The 16,672-nt window shown below is 58.9% G+C and carries 9 protein-coding genes and 3 pseudogenes; 4 read left to right on the top strand and 8 right to left on the bottom strand.

Features of this window, described 5'->3' with window-relative positions; genetic code table 11:
• Positions 1-5 precede the first annotated feature (5 nt).
• Together ACY8D3_RS04250 and ACY8D3_RS04255 are read right to left on the bottom strand one after the other, a co-directional pair.
• Positions 6-845: an STAS domain-containing protein gene (locus tag ACY8D3_RS04250; RefSeq protein ID WP_462381920.1), complete on the bottom strand. Its 840-nt coding sequence runs from the start codon at positions 843-845 to the stop codon at positions 6-8.
• 134 nt (positions 846-979) lie between these two features.
• A complete protein-coding gene (locus tag ACY8D3_RS04255; protein ID WP_462384242.1) occupies positions 980-3,142 on the bottom strand; it encodes a GAF domain-containing hybrid sensor histidine kinase/response regulator in 2,163 nt (720 codons plus the stop codon).
• Positions 3,143-3,503: 361 nt separating this feature from the next.
• Here ACY8D3_RS04255 and ACY8D3_RS04260 point away from each other — a divergent pair.
• Together ACY8D3_RS04260 and ACY8D3_RS04265 are read left to right on the top strand one after the other, a co-directional pair.
• A pseudogene (locus ACY8D3_RS04260) lies at positions 3,504-4,169 on the top strand (MCP four helix bundle domain-containing protein); the annotation flags it as partial.
• A gap of 348 nt (positions 4,170-4,517) precedes the next feature.
• Positions 4,518-5,072: pseudogene (locus ACY8D3_RS04265) on the top strand (methyl-accepting chemotaxis protein); the annotation flags it as partial.
• 15 nt (positions 5,073-5,087) lie between these two features.
• Here the strand turns inward: ACY8D3_RS04265 and ACY8D3_RS04270 are convergent.
• Complete coding sequence (locus tag ACY8D3_RS04270; protein WP_462381922.1) at positions 5,088-5,990, bottom strand: LysR family transcriptional regulator; 903 nt, start codon at positions 5,988-5,990, stop codon at positions 5,088-5,090.
• A 121-nt stretch (positions 5,991-6,111) separates the two neighbouring features.
• Here ACY8D3_RS04270 and salA point away from each other — a divergent pair, with 121 nt between their 5' ends.
• Positions 6,112-7,398 (top strand): salicylate 1-monooxygenase, encoded by a 1,287-nt coding sequence (salA, locus tag ACY8D3_RS04275; protein WP_462381924.1) that lies wholly within the window; start codon positions 6,112-6,114, stop codon positions 7,396-7,398.
• Positions 7,399-7,464: 66 nt separating this feature from the next.
• Positions 7,465-8,811, top strand: a complete 1,347-nt coding sequence (locus ACY8D3_RS04280) for an MFS transporter (protein ID WP_462381926.1) — start codon at positions 7,465-7,467, stop codon at positions 8,809-8,811.
• 468 nt (positions 8,812-9,279) lie between these two features.
• On the opposite strand, the gene ltrA is transcribed toward ACY8D3_RS04280, so the two are convergent.
• The 5 genes and pseudogenes from ltrA to ACY8D3_RS04305 all read right to left on the bottom strand — a co-directional run bounded on the left by ltrA (position 9,280) and on the right by ACY8D3_RS04305 (position 16,339).
• Positions 9,280-11,013, bottom strand: a complete 1,734-nt coding sequence (ltrA, locus tag ACY8D3_RS04285) for a group II intron reverse transcriptase/maturase (RefSeq protein WP_462381928.1) — start codon at positions 11,011-11,013, stop codon at positions 9,280-9,282.
• A gap of 1,088 nt (positions 11,014-12,101) precedes the next feature.
• Positions 12,102-12,377: a hypothetical protein gene (locus ACY8D3_RS04290; RefSeq protein ID WP_462381930.1), complete on the bottom strand. Its 276-nt coding sequence runs from the start codon at positions 12,375-12,377 to the stop codon at positions 12,102-12,104.
• A 156-nt stretch (positions 12,378-12,533) separates the two neighbouring features.
• Complete coding sequence (locus ACY8D3_RS04295; RefSeq protein ID WP_462381932.1) at positions 12,534-12,833, bottom strand: hypothetical protein; 300 nt, start codon at positions 12,831-12,833, stop codon at positions 12,534-12,536.
• A 20-nt stretch (positions 12,834-12,853) separates the two neighbouring features.
• Positions 12,854-14,503: pseudogene (locus ACY8D3_RS04300) on the bottom strand (type I restriction enzyme subunit R domain-containing protein); the annotation flags it as partial.
• A 1,002-nt stretch (positions 14,504-15,505) separates the two neighbouring features.
• The gene (locus ACY8D3_RS04305) at positions 15,506-16,339 is read right to left on the bottom strand and encodes an HDOD domain-containing protein (RefSeq protein WP_462381934.1); all 834 of its coding nucleotides are present in this window, start codon (positions 16,337-16,339) and stop codon (positions 15,506-15,508) included.
• Positions 16,340-16,672 lie beyond the last annotated feature (333 nt).

Raw genomic sequence — 16,672 nt, forward strand, 5'->3', positions numbered from 1 at the left:
GCTTCCTAACGGTTAGCGGGCCGGGACAGGGTGGCTCCCTGCTGGCGGAGTGCAAGGCGGAAGGCATCGGCGAGCGAGGCCTTGGTGATCACGTCGCCCAATTCGACGCCCAGATGGACAATGGTGGCGGCAATCTGCGGACGGATACCACTGATTATGCACTGCGCACCCATGAGGCGCGCCGCAGTGACTGTCTTGAGCAGATGCTGGGCAACCATGGTATCGACGGTCGGAACGCCGGTAATGTCGATGATCGCGATGTCGGATTCGGTCTCGACGATTTTCTCGAGTAGCGATTCCATGACGATCTGGGTCCGGTTGCTATCCAACGCACCGATCAGCGGGATGGCGAGAATGCCGTCCCAGAGTTCGACTACCGGGGTGGATAGCTCGAGCATGCTTTCCTGTTGCTCGCGAATGACATGCTCGCGGCCAGACATATAGCACTCGACGCTGTATAGGCCGAGTTGGTCCAGCAGCCGGGTTGCGCTCCAGATTGTCTCGACCGGATCCGCAGCGTGCTGCTGAACGAGCTCAAAGATCGGTTCCTTGAGCGAAAAGATGAAGGTCGCCGTGTCCGACGGGCTGACACCGGCCCGGCTCTGTGAGAACGAAAACTGCTCGAGCAACGCCTTCACCGGCTGCCAGTGGCTGGCGTCCAGGTCGTCGGCGCCTTGTCCGGCAGCGATCGTAAGCGCGCGGAGGAAGTCACGCGAGTGCGTGATGATCGTCGACTGGTCGACTGCATTCAGTGAGCCGCCAGCCTTGCGTTGAACCTGCAACCAGGCGTCAAGGAGAGTAGCTTCGTGCGTGCGCAGCAGTTCGGCGATGGCAATACCGGGCATGGCAAATCCTTGGTTATCGATAATTGGACGCTATGTGAAGCGTGCTCGGCAGCATCTGGCGGTGCCGAGCGCGAGACGCCCTGGCAGGCATCGAACGCGCTGCTTCAGCGGGCTGGGTACGGGGCGCGGGCCGGTCATCCATGGCCTGCGATTACGGCGCTGAGCATACGTGAGACTTCTTCGGCCGAGTATGGTTTTCTAAGAAATTCAAAACCCTCGTGGCCTTCCCGGACCAGCACGTCGCTGTAGCCGGAGGTAAGAACAATGGGCATGTCCCGGTATCGACGCCGCAGCTCGCGCGCGAGGGCAAGGCCACCGATGCCTGGCATCATCACGTCGGAGAACACCGCGTCGAAGCGCGTGCCATTGCGGTCGATCCAGTCCAGCGCTTCCTCTGCACTCTTTGCCCAGACCATCTCGTAGCCAAGATCCGCCAGGATCTGCGATGCGAATTCGCCTACCTCCAGATTGTCCTCGACGATAAGGATGCGCTGTCCGGCGTTCTGGGCGGGACGCGCAACGGTCGGTCGGACGGTCTCGGCTGTGCGTACAGGTTCCAGGCTGGTTTCTGGAAGGTAAAGCGTAAAGGTGGACCCGGTGTTGAGGATCGAGGCGACATCGACGTCGCCCCCGGACTGTTTGGCAAATCCGTAAACCTGGGACAAACCGAGGCCCGTGCCTTTGCCGACACCCTTGGTCGTGAAGAAGGGTTCGAAGACATGCGCGACATGATCACTCGTTATGCCGGTGCCGCTGTCAGTCACCTCTATGGCAATGAAAGGCCCACTGGCCCCGGCGTGTCCGCGTATGGTTGGCTTCTCGACACCGCACTGAACAGCGAACCGCAGTGTCCCGCCGCCCGGCATGGCATCCAGTGCATTGGACACAAGGTTGGCCAGCGCGATTTCGAACTGGGCCGGGTCGATCTTGGCGTAGCAGGGAAATGAGGGTAATTCCGGCTTTATCTCGATACGGGGCGCGATGCTTTGCGAGAGGGAATCCGCCATCACGGCCAGTACGCCGGTGACTTCTACGACTTCAGGCCTTAGCGCCTGTCGGCGCGCAAACGCCAGCAACTGGCTTGTCAGTTTTGCTGCGCGGTCCACCGTTTCGGAGACGGTTCGCAAATAGCGTTCCTGTTTTTCACGGTTCAGTTCGGGTCGTTTCAGAAGGTCAATGGAGGATCGGATGATGGTCAGAAGGTTATTGAAGTCGTGTGCGATGCCTCCTGTCAGCTGGCCGACCGCTTCGAGCTTCTGTGACTGACGCAAGGCGGACTCCGCGGTGAGCAACTGTTGGGTGCGATCAGTTACCTGCTTTTCCAGGGTTGCGTTAAGGGCCGCCAGCGCGCCGGCAGCTTCGCGTACGCGGGCATCGGCCCGTACCCGCTCGATATGCGCCCAGGACCGCTCGGTGACTTCGCGAATCAGCGCGAGCGCATTCTGATCCCAGATGCGCGGCACGTTGTCGTGCATTGCCATCAGTGCGGTCAGCCTACCGTCCTTGACCAGCGGCATGCAGACGGTGGCGGTGATCCCGATGGACTGGAAGGTCTCGGCTTCGGATGCCGGCAGTTCGGTGAGATTGTCATTGATGACGAGCGGTACGCCGGCTCTCAGGTGCCTCACAGCGCGTTCGCCGAAAGCTGCAAGGCTGTAGTGGCCAACGATCGAGGGTGAGCCTTCGCGGAACCAGTCGCCCCGGATGGTAAAGCCATCCTCGTCGAGGTCCATGTCGGCGTAAGCACAATTGGACAGCGCCATATGTTCGCCCACCATGCGCGTCGTAGTACTCATGATGGCGTCTGGATGGGTGGCATCGGCTACGGCGCGCCCAGGCTGGTCGAGGAACTCCAAGCGCTGGTTGGCGATTACGGTTTCCGTCGTCTCGGTTACCGTATCGAGCATGCCCACGACATTGCCCTGCGGATCACGGATCGGGCTGTAGCAGAATGTGAAATATCCAATTTCGGGCGCGCCGCCACGCTCGACCGGGAGCGGAAAATTCTCGATGTAGGTAGCCTGGCCCTTGAAGGCTCGATCCGCCATCGGCTCGATATCGCTCCAGGCTTCACTCCAGACGTCGCTGAACGGTGCACCGAGAGCTCCTGCCTTGTTGCCGAGAATCCGAGCGAAGGCGTCGTTATACAGCGTGACCAGTCCCGGCCCCCAGACGATGGCCTGGGGAAAACGTGAGGCCAGGATGAGTACTACTGTCGTTTTGAGCACGTCGGGCCAATTGCCGAGTGGCCCCAAAGGCGTACGCTCCCAGTCGTAGGAGCGAATCCGCTGTGCCATCTCCGTGTCGCCTTGCAACCAATCCACGCTTTTACCAACTCTTCTACAATGTCATCCGAACGTGCGTCCCGCACGCCATGCCCAACCTCTATTGATCACATTCAGGTCACAAAAGGTCCGTAGCGACGATCAAGAGTTTCATCTTTGTGATGATCCACCGCACCTCATCGGCTGAATCAAGCCCAAGCAGGCTGGAACGTGAACAGGCTGTTACACATTAGCCTGCCACGACCAAGCGAGACGACCAAATGATGTCGTTTAGGCATTACGTCATTGATAGCATGCGCGCCCTATTACGTGAGGACGTTCAATGAGGCGCGTTGGAAATATCAGGACGCGGTTGGCCACTTTGGTGATTGCCATGCTCGCCGGCTGCTTGGCCATTGGCCTTTTGGGGATCAGTTCACTGCGATCTACTGTTGCGGGTCTCGATTCAGTCTATCTCGATCGGGTGGTGCCCCTTCGAGACCTGAAAACGATTTCCGATTTGTATGCCGTCAATATCGTCGATGCCAGCCATAAGTCGCTTAGCGGAGAAATGGCACCTGCCGAAGCCGCGACGTTGATGACCGAGTCGAAAGAGCAAATCGGTCGGCTCTGGAGCAGCTACCTCGCGACCAAACTGATCGACGACGAGAAACGAATCATTGCCCGGATCGAACCGCTGATGCGGGCGGCAGAGCAACCGCTGCGCTCCCTGGTTCGTTCGCTTGAGCGGAACCAGAGCGCCGAGGTTGCCGACTTCGTAGACAATCAGCTGTATGAACTTATTGATCCTCTCTCTGGCGCGTTCCATGATCTGATCGAAGTGCAGCTGGACGTTTCCAAACAGGAATACGAGGCGGGCCTGGCACGTTACGAACAAAGTGTACGCCTCACGTTCGGCCTGGTATTGCTCGTCGCACTGATCGGAGGCGGGTTTGCCTTCGCTACCGTCCGGAGCATTACGCGCCCGCTTGATGAGCTGCGGGATGCTTCTGCCCGTGTCGCAAGCGGCGACCTCACGCAGGACCTGATTCTGAATGGCCGGGACGAGATCACTGATGTACAGCAGTCCCTGATTCACATGCAGGCGAATCTGCGCGAAACGCTGACAGACATACACGGTTCAGCTACCCAGCTGGCGGCGGCAGCAGAAGAGCTGACGGCGGTTACGGAGCACTCTGCACAAACCATCCAACAGCAGGATGGACAGGTGCAGCTGGCCGCCACGGCGGTGACCGAGATGTCAGCTGCGGTTGATGAAGTGGCGCGCACAGCCGTGGATACGTCTGCCGCGTCCAGCAGTGCTGCGTCTTTGACCTCAGGCAGTCGAACCCAAGTCAGTAATACGCGGCACACGATCGATCTGCTGGGTGACAAGCTCGGTGAAACCGAAACGACGGTCGCGCGCCTGATCGAAGAGACAAATCGTATCGTCCAGGTGCTGGATGTGATCCAGGCGATTGCTGGGCAGACGAACCTATTGGCTCTGAATGCAGCCATTGAGGCCGCACGTGCTGGCGAAGCGGGGCGAGGCTTTGCCGTCGTGGCTGACGAGGTCCGAAGCCTCGCACAGCGAACCCAGGCGTCGACTGCCGAAATCGAGCGGATGATTGGGTCCATTCAACAGGCGAGCGAAGAAGCCGCGGAGCACATGCGCGAGAGCAGCGATTTTGCCAGACGGACCCAGGAAATGGCTGGCTTGGCAGATGGTTCGCTTGGGCAGGTGTCGGATCAAGTCGCGCATATCAATGACATGAACCTGGTGATTGCAAGTGCTGCGGAAGAGCAGGCCCAGGTGGCTCGCTCCGTCGATCAGAATCTAATCGCGATCGGCGATCTTTCACGCCAGAGCGCCGCAAGCGCAGAGCAGACGTCAGCCGCGAGCGAGGCGCTCGCTCAGCTTGCCGTCCAGCTCAATAACCGGGTCGGGCAGTTCCGGCTGTAGCGTGGGGTGAGCGCATCAGTCGGCAAACAGCTCGACCATCAATTGCCGAAGCCAACGGTTCGCCGGGTTCTGGTGCTGTTTGGCGTGCCAGAACAGATTGATATCGATTTCCGGAAGCCGGATGGGGTGGGGGAGGCTGGCCAAACCAAAGGGCTCGGCACATGACTCGGCATAGCGCTCTGGGACAGTGGCGAGCAGGTCGGTCCGCTGAAGAATGTGCCCCACGGCTACGAAGTGTGGTACCTCCACCCGGATATTGCGCTGAATGCCAAGGCGAGTCATATGCGTATCGACCTCGCCATGCCCCGTGGAAGCGGCAACGACACGGATGTGTCCATAAGCGCAAAAGCTCTCTGCAGATAGCACCTGCTGAGTAATGGGGTGATCCTTCCGGCAAAGGCAGACATAGCGGTGGCGAAACAGTCGACGAGTCCGGAACCCCGCCTGGAGGTCAGGCAGCAGGCCCACGGCCAGGTCGAGCGTTCCATCTTGTAGGGCCTCGTTCAGTGAAATCGACGTGTTGCGTACGGTGCTTATCCGGCAGCCAGGTGCCAGACGCGTCAGCGCGTCCATCAGTCTCGGTGTGAAATAGATCTCTCCGATATCCGTCATCGCGATCGTGAAGCGCCGGTCGCTCGTGTGTGGATCGAACGCGTCTGGCTCATTGAGCGCATCACGAAGGGTATCAATCGCGGCCATGACCGGTCCTGCAAGTCGTTCTGCGTAAGGCGTGGGCTGCATTCCGCTATGAGTCCGTACGAACAGATCGTCTTTCAGCGCCGTCCGCAGGCGTCTCAATGCGTTACTCACCGTCGGCTGGGTCAGCTCCAGATTGTCAGCAGCTGTAGATACCCGTCGATCTAGCAGTAGCTGGTTGAAGACGATCAGCAGGTTCAGATCCAGCTCGCGGATATCCATAAGGTGCCCATTCCAGAAGCGTTATTCAGCGGAAGAATAATGCGTATTCGACCTCATGTATTTATCAATACTGCTTCGGAACGCAGGATGGGCGCACTCCAAAAACAAACAGGCTCGAATCATGACTACTGGACGTTCCTTGCGCATTGGCATCGTTGGTGGCGGTATCTCTGGTGTTGCGCTTGCCCTTAACCTTTGCCGGCACCCCCATCTGAACGTGCAGCTGTTCGAGTCGGCGCCGGCGTTCGGCGAAGTGGGCGCAGGTGTATCGTTCGGTGCAAACGCGGTACGCGCAATAGATGGGCTTGGCCTTGGTGGCCCTTATGCACATGTAGCGGACCGTACGCCGGAGCCGTGGCAGGACGTCTGGTTCGAATGGCGGCGAAGTGAGGATGCCGGCTATCTGGGTGCCAGCATCGCTCTAGGCGTAGGGCAGTCCTCGGTGCACCGTGCCGATTTCCTGGATGTGCTTGCGAGCCGGCTACCGGACCATGTTGCTCGTTTCAACAAGCGTGCGGCGGGCGTGGAGCAGACCGACGATGTAAAGGTGACCTTCACCGATGGCACCGAGTATCACGGCGATCTGCTGATTGCCGCCGATGGCATCAAGTCGGGCATTCGTAACCACGTGCTGGAAGGCGAGGGCGCGCCCAGCGCCGCGCCTCGGTTCAGCGGTACATGCGCCTATCGCGGCATGATTGAGAGCGAATGCCTGCGGCACGCCTATCGGTGTAAAGGTATCGATGAACACTTAATCGACGTACCACAGATGTACCTCGGACTGGACGGCCATATCCTTACGTTTCCGGTCAAGAAGGGGAAACTCATCAATGTGGTCGCGTTTGTCTCTGACCGAAGCCAGGCGAACCCGCTTTGGCCGGAGGGGCAGCCTTGGGTAAGAGCGTGTACTCAACGGGAAATGCTTGGTGCTTTCGATGGTTGGTGTGACGCCGCCAGGACGTTACTCGAATGCATACCCAAACCAACGCTGTGGGCACTTCACGAACTCGAAGAACTACCGACCTATGTCCATCGAAACGTCGCGCTGATCGGTGATGCGGCGCACGCCATGCTGCCTCACCAGGGCGCCGGTGCCGGGCAAGGCCTGGAGGACGCCTATTTCCTCGCGAGCTTGCTGGCAAATCCCAAAGTCCTTGACGTGCGGGTCAATCAACTTCTCTGCATCTATGACGCGCTGCGCCGTCCGCGTGCCTGTGCGGTTCAAAGAACGTCCTGGGAGGCAGGGGAGCTGTATGAGATGCGCGATCCGCAAATAGGGCGCGAAGAGTCCTTGCTAGGTACGACCCTGGCGAGCCGATTCGACTGGATCTGGAACCATGATCTCGATGCAGACCTGTCGCTAGCGTTTCAGCGGCTCGGCTGGCCTGCCGTGAGCCATTGCTTGTAGCGGCAACTCGATCCGGCGCGGATCTTTCCGCGCCGGCTCAATAACAATCATAAGAAGAGCAAAGCCATGCGTACATTCAATGCGTCCGAGTTGCTGGACGAAGTCGCGTTCAACCGATTTCACGTTCGCGTGCTGTTCTGGTGCGCCCTGATCATCATCTTTGACGGCTACGATCTCGTCATTTACGGGGTTGTGCTTCCATCCTTGATGGATGAATGGGCGCTGACTGCGCTACAGGCCGGTCTTTTGGGTAGTTGCGCGTTGGTTGGCATGATGTTCGGCGCGCTTTTCTTCGGGTCGTTATCGGACAGAGTCGGCCGCAAAAGTACTATCACAACTTGCGTCCTTCTTTTCAGTGGCTTCACGGTCATCAATGGATTCGCGCGGACGCCGGAGGAGTTTGCCCTATGCCGGTTCCTTGCCGGACTGGGAATTGGGGGCGTCATGCCGAATGTCGTAGCCCTCATGAACGAGTATTCACCCAGGAAGATGCGCAGCACACTGATTGCGATCATGTTCAGCGGCTATTCGTTGGGGGGAATGTTGTCCGCGGGGTTGGGCATGGTGCTGATCCCCGTCTGGGGATGGCAGGCAGTCTTTTTCGTCGCTGCTATACCGCTCTTGCTCTTGCCGTTGATCATCCGGCAGCTACCTGAATCCGTCGACTTTCTGATCCGCCATGGTCGGCCTGAGCAGGCCAAGGAATTGCTGAGACAAGCGGTGCCGGCATGGAAGCCTACCCAGGATGATCGGCTCGAAGTCGTCACCAGCTCGGCCGTCAAGGCATCCGTGTCGAGCCTGTTCCACGGAGGGCGCACGGTTAGCACCCTGATGTTATGGATAGCCTTCTTCTGCTGCCTTTTGATGGTTTACGCTCTCGGCTCCTGGTTGCCCAAGTTGATGAACACGGCTGGTTATGGGCTTAGCTCGAGTATCGCCTTTCTCCTGGTATTGAACCTGGGTGCCATCTTCGGGGCGATCGGAGGTGGATGGATAGCGGACCGTGTGGGTGTAGCCCGATTGCTCGTCGCGTTCTTCTCGGTCGGGACGGTGGCGCTGGCACTACTGGCATTGAAATCGCCGCTGCCCGTGCTTTATCTGCTGATCGCGATCGCAGGCGCGTGCACGATCGGGACGCAGATTCTGGCGAATGCTTGTGCGGTACAGTTTTATCCAGCGCCGATTCGCTCCACGGGCCTGGGCTGGGCGATGGGGGTAGGGCGATTGGGCGCCATTATCGGCCCGCTTCTCGGTGCATCGCTTCATGCGGCATCCCTTCCACTGGAGGCAAGCCTTCTGGCATTCGCGCTGCCAGGGCTAATCGGAGCGTTGGCTATCGCTGTGTTTCTGTACCGCAGCCCCGGGAAAGAACGGCCAGGGGGGCAAGGATCAAGAATGGCTTCGGTATCCTGACAGTGTCGCCTTGATCGCTCGCGGGCTGAGCGTACGCAGAACAACGCGCTGGCTGGCCGAATTCGCACAAATCCGGGATGTAAAAAGCCCCTCGAGGCATGGCCAACGAGGGGCTTTGGTGTCCTGCTGTCAGGGCGTGCGACCCGGATCAGACGTTAGACGGTAAGTCATCTTTTTTAGGCCTGTAAATACGGCACATTAGGCAATTTCTCATTTTTCGATACCCGGTTTCGTACCCGGTTATGTCGTTTTCACTATGAACGCTACGTGCTCAAGCATGCGCCGACGTCGGCTGCTGCGAGAGCATTCGCTAAATGTAGCTGGTGTAGAGAGTCGGGTAGGGATAGGCCATTGCTGGCCCATCCCCCCCTAAGAACCGTACGTGCGGCTTTCACCGCATACGGCTCAAGCTTACGAAAAACCAAATAGCTTGGCCGGCAGCGTACGGAGGTGCGTCGGATTCTACAGCTATAAACCACTAAACCGTAGAGGTGTATCTTTTTGCCGACTATGAGCCAGCGCATGGCAGTTGGGATGAAGCAGTGTGCGATTACGTAAAGTATCCGAGCCGCCGTCCACACGCCTGATGACGTGGTGATCGTGCCAGCCCGTTTCCTTACTCACCGCTTGCCCGCAAAGGGCACAAAGCCCCTTTTGTCTGCGGAAGATACTGAGTATTTGCCCCCGATAACGCAGCTTGTGCTGCATCCGTTGAACCCTCAGTGCCTCCCACTTCAGCTCGTGTGCCGCATCGTAGGGTGTGTAACTCCCCGGCAGACGCTTGTGACGCACGATTGCGGTGCCCGCCAGTTGGTATAACCGACGATGCTGCCGTTCCCCCTTACCATTCTTGTAGGGGTACGCGAACACCCAGCTCTGCCCGCCTATGGATCGGAAGTATTTATTCCTGATCCAATCAGCCGACTTCCTTGGATGCCTGCGTTTCGCCCACCTCCAGATTCGCCAAAAGATCAGATGATCCAGCCTGCTGAAGGTTTGTTTTGCCACGACCGGGGAGTGGTATTGTGCCCACCCCTTCAGTACCGGGTTCAGTTGGCCGATCAACGCTTCCTGCGTCAGTGCCCCACTACTTTTGATGATCTCGCGCACCTTCCGATACAACGCCGAGGCGTTCTTCTTCGAGGGCTTGATCAGCAGCTTGGCCTTCCTGCGTGGTGACTTCGGCACGTACTTCCTGAAATTCCACCCCAAGAAATCGAATCCCTGGTGAATGTGCGTGATGCGCGTTTTCTCCCGAGATAACTCAACCCCTCGTACTGACAGGAATTGCTCTACCCAGGGCTTGACCTCTTCCTCCAGCAGCTCTTTCGAGGCCGCCAGGATCACGAAGTCGTCCGCATACCGTACACACTGCACCTTGGTCTTCTCGGCCTTCTTGATTCCCAGCTTCTTCGCCAGATGACGTTTCAGCTGAGTTTCCAGACCGTTCAGAGTGGCATTGGCCAGACAGGGCGAAATAATTCCACCCTGCGGCGTCCCGGCTTCCGTTGCCATGAGTTGTCGCCGGTCGATAACCCCGGCTTTTAACCACTTGCGCAGTACCTTGGTGTCCATCGGGACATTCCGACACAGCCATTCGTGGTTGATGTTGTCGAAGAAGCCCTTGATGTCGCCTTCCAGAATCCAGACCGGCGCCGTTTGGGGCGACAGCAGGTGGAAAAGCTCAACCATTGCGTCAGCAGTCGAACGATCCGGGCGAAATCCATAGGACTTCGGATCGCTGGTGCTTTCTATTACAGGCTCCAACGCTTGCAGATACAGCGCCTGCATGGCCCGATCCAACATCGTCGGGATGCCCAGCGGGCGCCTCTCATGCTTACCGGGTTTCGGTATCCAGACCCGCCGTAGCGGTTTGGGCCGATAACCCCGTTGTTTCGACAGACTTCCCACAGCACGGAGCTTGGCCTGGGGCGATCCCCAGGTTTCTCCATCGACGCCCGGAGTCTTACGACCCCGGTTCTCCGTGACTCGTCGTACAGCCAAACAGCGGCCGTAAAACGAATAGGTCAGCATCCGTTGCAGGCGTTTAACCCTGCGCCAGTTACCTTCCTGTGTTGCCTGCGCAATCTTTAGCTGCGTTTTCCGAACGGCTTGCTGAACGGTGGCCCAATCGAGATCGTGCCAATTCATCACTCCGCCAGAGGGCGCAGACGCGACCGGTGTTGCTGGTTGCGTTTTCATACAGTCCTCCTGAGATGAACGACATTCAGGACGGACTACTCCCCTATGGGCAGTAGTCGCCCATAGGGTCGTTTGGTTATCGCTGGAATCAGCGGCTCTTCTTGCGCTCGTAAACCAGATGCACGTCAGCCAGGGTTGCCCCTGCCGGTGATGTTTCGACCGGTATGCTACCCATTACAGGCAGCCATTCGCTTCTTGCATCCTCCCATTCCCCACACCCATCAGCGCCCCTTGCGGTTTGCCTGCCTGACCATGTTGTTGCTGGTCAGGCGAGTGGTCGGGATTGCCACGTTCCCCGAGTCGCATCTATTCCCCGTTTAGGCTTCGTCTTTCCCCCGGTAGTCGTATTGGTACCGCAACGCATCATCCCACTGCGCTGTCCGACTACATGCCGATTTTGGCTAAGGCCAATAATTGCCGTAGGCCTATTCGTAGTTACGAAGGTTCAGGCGACGATTCACATGCGTTAGCCATGCGGGTTGGGTCATTAGCCTCGTTACGTCCGTGCAATTCGGACGTATAGCGTTCTCCGTCACCGGATAACACCCTCATAAGAGCGAGACATTGTTAATCGAGCTTCACACCCCAGGGTTGGCCCCTGACGCATGCCGATCTAATGAACTGGCAGGTACATGCCAGGCTCGGTACTTCCTATACAAGCGAAGTTGAGCAATGCGATTCGGAGCTTTTCGCTCCGTGCTTGGTTCAACATCCCCCCAACGTCTCACGACGGTGAATTGGCTCACTGCCAGACGTGCGAGGATGAGTTCTGCCCGGAGGGCAAATTCACCCTCGGGTCAGACATTTTTAGTAACAATTCGATGATAGCTGAACGTTACTATCCTGTTTCTGTAACCGCTCATTGACCCATTTTAGGGTGTGAACAGATACAGCTTTTGTTATCCATCCCCGCCAAAACGAAGCGTTTCCAGGGTGTGGATTAACCAGGCTGAGCCGGTTTGTTGACTGCTTTTCTGGCTTAAACCCCCTGATAGCAAGGGATTAAGGTGCCTAGGCGCATTAACCAAACCAAGCACGACCCGTTCAACGTGTCGCACAGATGCAAGGATTATAGAGCGCCGTACTGTTTAATTCAGCCCTGGAGTGCCTGTTGCTGGACCTTCGCTGCCCGTTCGCTGTCGTTTTTCGTGGGTCGCAATCGTCCCAGCCAATATGACGGAATCGGAAAACTTTATGACCGGGCCATCCACACTCAATATCTCTGCCCCAGCCAGTTGATGCGTGGGCACCTTCAGTTCGAATCGCCCGTAAAAGATAGAGGTGGTTTTACTGTCAGCGTGTTCGCCGTGTACGGAAGCGGTCACCAGGGCCACGGTCAGGGCCAGTACGATCTTTTTCAACATAGGAGTCTCACCAGACCAGGGGGAAGGAGCAAAGATACGAGAACGCTCCAATGCTGCAAGAAAACGAGGCCCAGCCTGCCAAGCCGTTCATGTTCCAGTGAAATAGGGAATATACGGTATCCAGCAACAGCACCAAAAACAGGCACCCAGCCAGCCTCAGTCTCGAGCAGTCCGCCACCCTGTCACACAGCCATCCGGCCCGATACTCACAATCTGGTCACCCGCAGGATGCCAGTACTCCCATTCATCATCACCAGGGTGCGCGCGACGCACCCGCGTCGGCTCGCCCCAACTGCGCTTCACATCCGCCGCCTTCATCCCGACCCGGATGGTCTTCTGAATAATGGCCTGGCGCAACTCACTACTGGTAAAGGAGCGGCACTCGGCAGCAACCAACGTCGGCATACCTGCCAATACAAACGCAACCGCAACTGCATACAGCTTGAGGCTGTGCATGGTAGTTCCTCCTCACGTCCCTACCCCCCAACCCTGGGGAACAGCCCACCATCCTGCGTCAGCATCTTCAGAATCACCAACGCAAAGGCCCGGCTCTTGACCTCATTGTCCAGCACTTCCAGCGACAGCTTCTCATGGTCGGTCATGGCGTCCAGCACGGTATCCAGCACCCGTTTGGGGAACAGGCCGTGCATCACCTGATCTACCGAGTGATTCTTTACCTGCGCCATGACGTCTTCCTGCCGGCTGATGCGGCTAGCGATGCCCGTAAGAAACTGCAGCTGGTCTTCATCGCTCACCTCGGCACCGAAGATCTCGTTCAGGGCTTCGATGATTTCCGAGAGGCGTTTCTTCTCCGGATCGTGGGCCTTGCCGCTACCTACGGCGGTTGCCGGGTCCAGCGTGTAGTCTCCGCCTTCCTCATCCAGCCGCAGCTTATGTTCGGCGCGCTTGGTCAACCGGTAGTGAGTCAGCTGCAGCTCACCGACGTCCACGTCGTCTTCCTGCAGCCGATCAGCGCGCAGCAGCGGGTGCAAGTGTTTTGCATACACGCAGAGCTGTTCCAGCTCCCGGTCTTCATAGGGAATGATCTGGGAGAGAAACTCATACAGTCGCACAAAGCTCTGCAGGTTCTTGCGGAACAGGTCAAGCTGGTCGATCTGCTCACCCGCTTCCTTCAGTGCATGTTCGGCGTTCTTCAGGCCTGCGCTGTCGCCGTTGGCTTCGGCGGTGCGCTTGTATTCCAACGCCTGCTGTCGGGCCTCGACGCTGAACGCGTAGCGCTTGGCAAACCGCTCCCTGGCCGGGGCGCAGTAGTAGCTGAGTTTGCTGGCCGGGGCCTTGGGATCGAAGAATGCCAGGGCAAAGGCCTCTACCTCTGACCAGTAGTAGATGCCCTCGGCATCCAGCTTCTTCTGCAGATCGTAGATCAGCTGCGGGTCGGTGACATCGGTCAGCTCGGCCTTGGTGTAGTACGGCAGGAAGGCATCGAGAATATCCTGCGGCTCATTGAAGAAGTCGAGAATAAAGGTCTGCTTGCCCGGGAACAGGCGGTTCAGCCGCGACAGGGTCTGCACGCAGTCCACGCCCTGCAGCTTCTTGTCCACGTACATGGCGCACAGCTTGGGTTGATCGAAGCCGGTCTGGTATTTGTTGGCGGCGATCATCACGTTGAAGTCCTGGGTGTCGAAGGCGTCCGCCAGATCCCGCCCGTTCAGCCCGGCATTGAGCAGGCTGCTGTTCTCGGTCACCTCTTCGGGAATTACCTCATCGGACAGCACGCTGCCGGAGAAGGCTACCAGCGGATGCACGTCGGTGTACCCCATCTCCTTGACGTAGGCGATCATCGCCAATTGGTAGCGCACCGCTTCCTGCCGACTGCTGGTAACCACCATGGCCTTGGCCTGGCCGTCGAGCAGGTGGCGGATGTTGGCGCGGAAGTGCTCGACGATCACCTCAACCTTCTGGCTGATGTTGTACGGATGCAGGCGCACCCAGCGGGCGAGTTTCTGCCGTGCCTTCTTCGAGTCCACCTCCTCGTCGCCGCCGTCCGGGTGTGCGATCTTCCAGGCGGTGCTGTAGGTGGTGTAGTTCTGCAGCACATCGAGAATGAAACCCTCCTCGATGGCCTGGCGCATGGAGTACAGATGAAATGCCTCGGGCTTGTTGTCAGGGCCGCGATACCGAAGAACAGCCCCAGCGGCAGCAGATCCAGCACCATGGCCGACAGCGCAAAAGGCAGGCGGCGCAGGGCCTTGACCTCGGACTCCACAGGTGCGGCAACGCCGGAATGGGTATCCTCCGGCACCGCCTCCTGCGGATTGATCAAGACCGACGGTGGTTCTATCGGGACCGCCTCGACCTGCTCCAGACCATCGCGCTGGGTCTGCACCAGGGCAGTACTCTCATCCGTCGGGTCCAGTGCTGCCTTCACCACCGGATCGGCAACCTGGGTCGGCGCCGCGTCTGGCGGCGCCTGAACATCCGCCTGCCGGGCATTGTGCAGCAGGCTCTGCATGGAACGGCGCAGCAGCCTACGCAGCAGCCACTCCAGACACAGGCCCACACCCAGCACCAGCGCCATATCGGCAAGCGCCTGCAGCAGCAACAGGCGCCCCTGCTCATTGAAAAAGGTGGTCTGGAACCAGTTGGGCAGCTCGCCCAGCGCCTGGGTCACGCGCATCAGCTGGACCCGCAGCCCCGCTGCCCAGTCCCCTACCTGATCCAGGGTGCGGGCAATAAGCCCATCGGCCTCCAGCGGCACGATCGCACTCAGCGGCGTCTCCTCCTCCACCGCCACCTCGGACTCCTCTGCAGACTCCTCGGCCGCCCTCTCCTCCAGCGCGCGCAGCACCTCCTCCCGGCTCTCGTCGTCCTGCAGGGCATCAAGCACTTCCCGGGCCTGCTCGGGCGTTACTTCCTCAATGACCGAGGACTGCGCCTGGACCAGCGGCACAACAAGCAGAATCCAGAACAGTGCAAGAAGGGCAGATATTGGCTTGAGGAACATGCGGTTCATCCCGTTGAAGTCGAATTCCGGCGTTGTGAGGTTGCGTCCTGCTCATTCGAGTCGCAGGCAGCGCTCCGGTTCGATGGGTGTCGAGCCCGGGCCTGCCAGACACACATGATACGCGTCGGGGCAGCCCAGCGGCATCCGCGGGTACCCGAGCGCTTTACTCACTCGTCATCAGTTGGACCAGCTCCCTGCGCCCCTGCAGGTTCGGCTCGTCCTGATTGCGTCCGGTCAGGCATTTCTCCAGTGCCGGCACGGACACACCGGCATACCGGGCATACCGCCCCTCCTGCGTACCGTAATGCATCAGATTGGCGGCGATTACCACGTCGACATAATCGGGCAGCAGGCGGCCGCTGTCCCGCAGGACGGTCTCGTGCCAGCGGGCCATCTGTATCAGATCCTCCGGCATATCCCAGTGCCGCAGCAGCATGGCTCCGACCAAGGGGTGCAACATCAGCTCGAATCTGAGCCGCTCTATCCCGCTCAGCTCGGGCTGCTGACGCAGAAACTCGCGCAGCGGCAGCTTGCCGATGTCATGCAGCAGCCCGCCGAGGGCGGCCAGCTCCGCATCCAGATAGGGGAAGGACTCGGCCAGATCGCGGCACAGGGCACTGATATGCAGCCCGCCCTCGACAAAACCGCGCAGGCGCCCGGGGTCCCCGCCAGCCCGACCCATGGTCTGCAACAGCGCCAGCTGCGTCACCATCGAGCGCACCAATCTGAAACCCAGCAGCACAATGGCCTGGCGCACCGAAGACACCGGAACACCTCGACGCATGATCGAACTGTTGGCAACCTTGACCAGACGCGCAGCAATGGCCGGATCCCGCGAAATCTCCCGCTCCAGCTCCTCCACCGAGCAGTTGCCGGACTCGGTCAGCGCCCGCACCCGGATCACCACCTCCGGCAGCGAAGGCAGCACCAGCTGGTTGGCCGCAATAGCCGCCTCCAGCCGCCGCAGCAGCTCCCTTGCCCGCTGTTTCATGTCCATATCCCTACTCCTTGCGGTCCGCCCTTGTGACCAGCCAACAGCATTACACACAGGGCGCGTAGCAGCTCTGAGTGATTATTACACGGACCGAAGGTCATTATGGCGCTCGCGCAATTGTTCAACAGCCTGCTGGACAATTTCGGCATCCGGCTTGGTGAGGACGAGAACCGGCACCTGAAAAAATGGCGTGGCCGGTGATAGAATGGAGCCTGCTGCTGGACGCTGATACATCATTCCCGATAAACAACACGCTCAAACCGTGCAATTCGTTTTTCTGCAATCCGCTCAACATCGCTCACTCCCATAAACCCAAGAATCTCATCACGAGAGAAG

The organism is Pseudomonas sp. Marseille-QA0892 (assembly GCF_054950135.1).

Bases quoted from the DNA above. Each gene is read 5' to 3' on its own strand.
- ACY8D3_RS04250 (WP_462381920.1), bottom strand. From the start codon at position 845: ATGCCCGGTATTGCCATCGCCGAACTGCTGCGCACGCACGAAGCTACT.
- ACY8D3_RS04255 (WP_462384242.1), bottom strand. From the start codon at position 3,142: ATGGCACAGCGGATTCGCTCCTACGACTGGGAGCGTACGCCTTTGGGG.
- ACY8D3_RS04270 (WP_462381922.1), bottom strand. From the start codon at position 5,990: ATGGATATCCGCGAGCTGGATCTGAACCTGCTGATCGTCTTCAACCAG.
- salA (WP_462381924.1), top strand. From the start codon at position 6,112: ATGACTACTGGACGTTCCTTGCGCATTGGCATCGTTGGTGGCGGTATC.
- ACY8D3_RS04280 (WP_462381926.1), top strand. From the start codon at position 7,465: ATGCGTACATTCAATGCGTCCGAGTTGCTGGACGAAGTCGCGTTCAAC.
- ltrA (WP_462381928.1), bottom strand. From the start codon at position 11,013: ATGAAAACGCAACCAGCAACACCGGTCGCGTCTGCGCCCTCTGGCGGA.
- ACY8D3_RS04290 (WP_462381930.1), bottom strand. From the start codon at position 12,377: ATGTTGAAAAAGATCGTACTGGCCCTGACCGTGGCCCTGGTGACCGCT.
- ACY8D3_RS04295 (WP_462381932.1), bottom strand. From the start codon at position 12,833: ATGCACAGCCTCAAGCTGTATGCAGTTGCGGTTGCGTTTGTATTGGCA.
- ACY8D3_RS04305 (WP_462381934.1), bottom strand. From the start codon at position 16,339: ATGGACATGAAACAGCGGGCAAGGGAGCTGCTGCGGCGGCTGGAGGCG.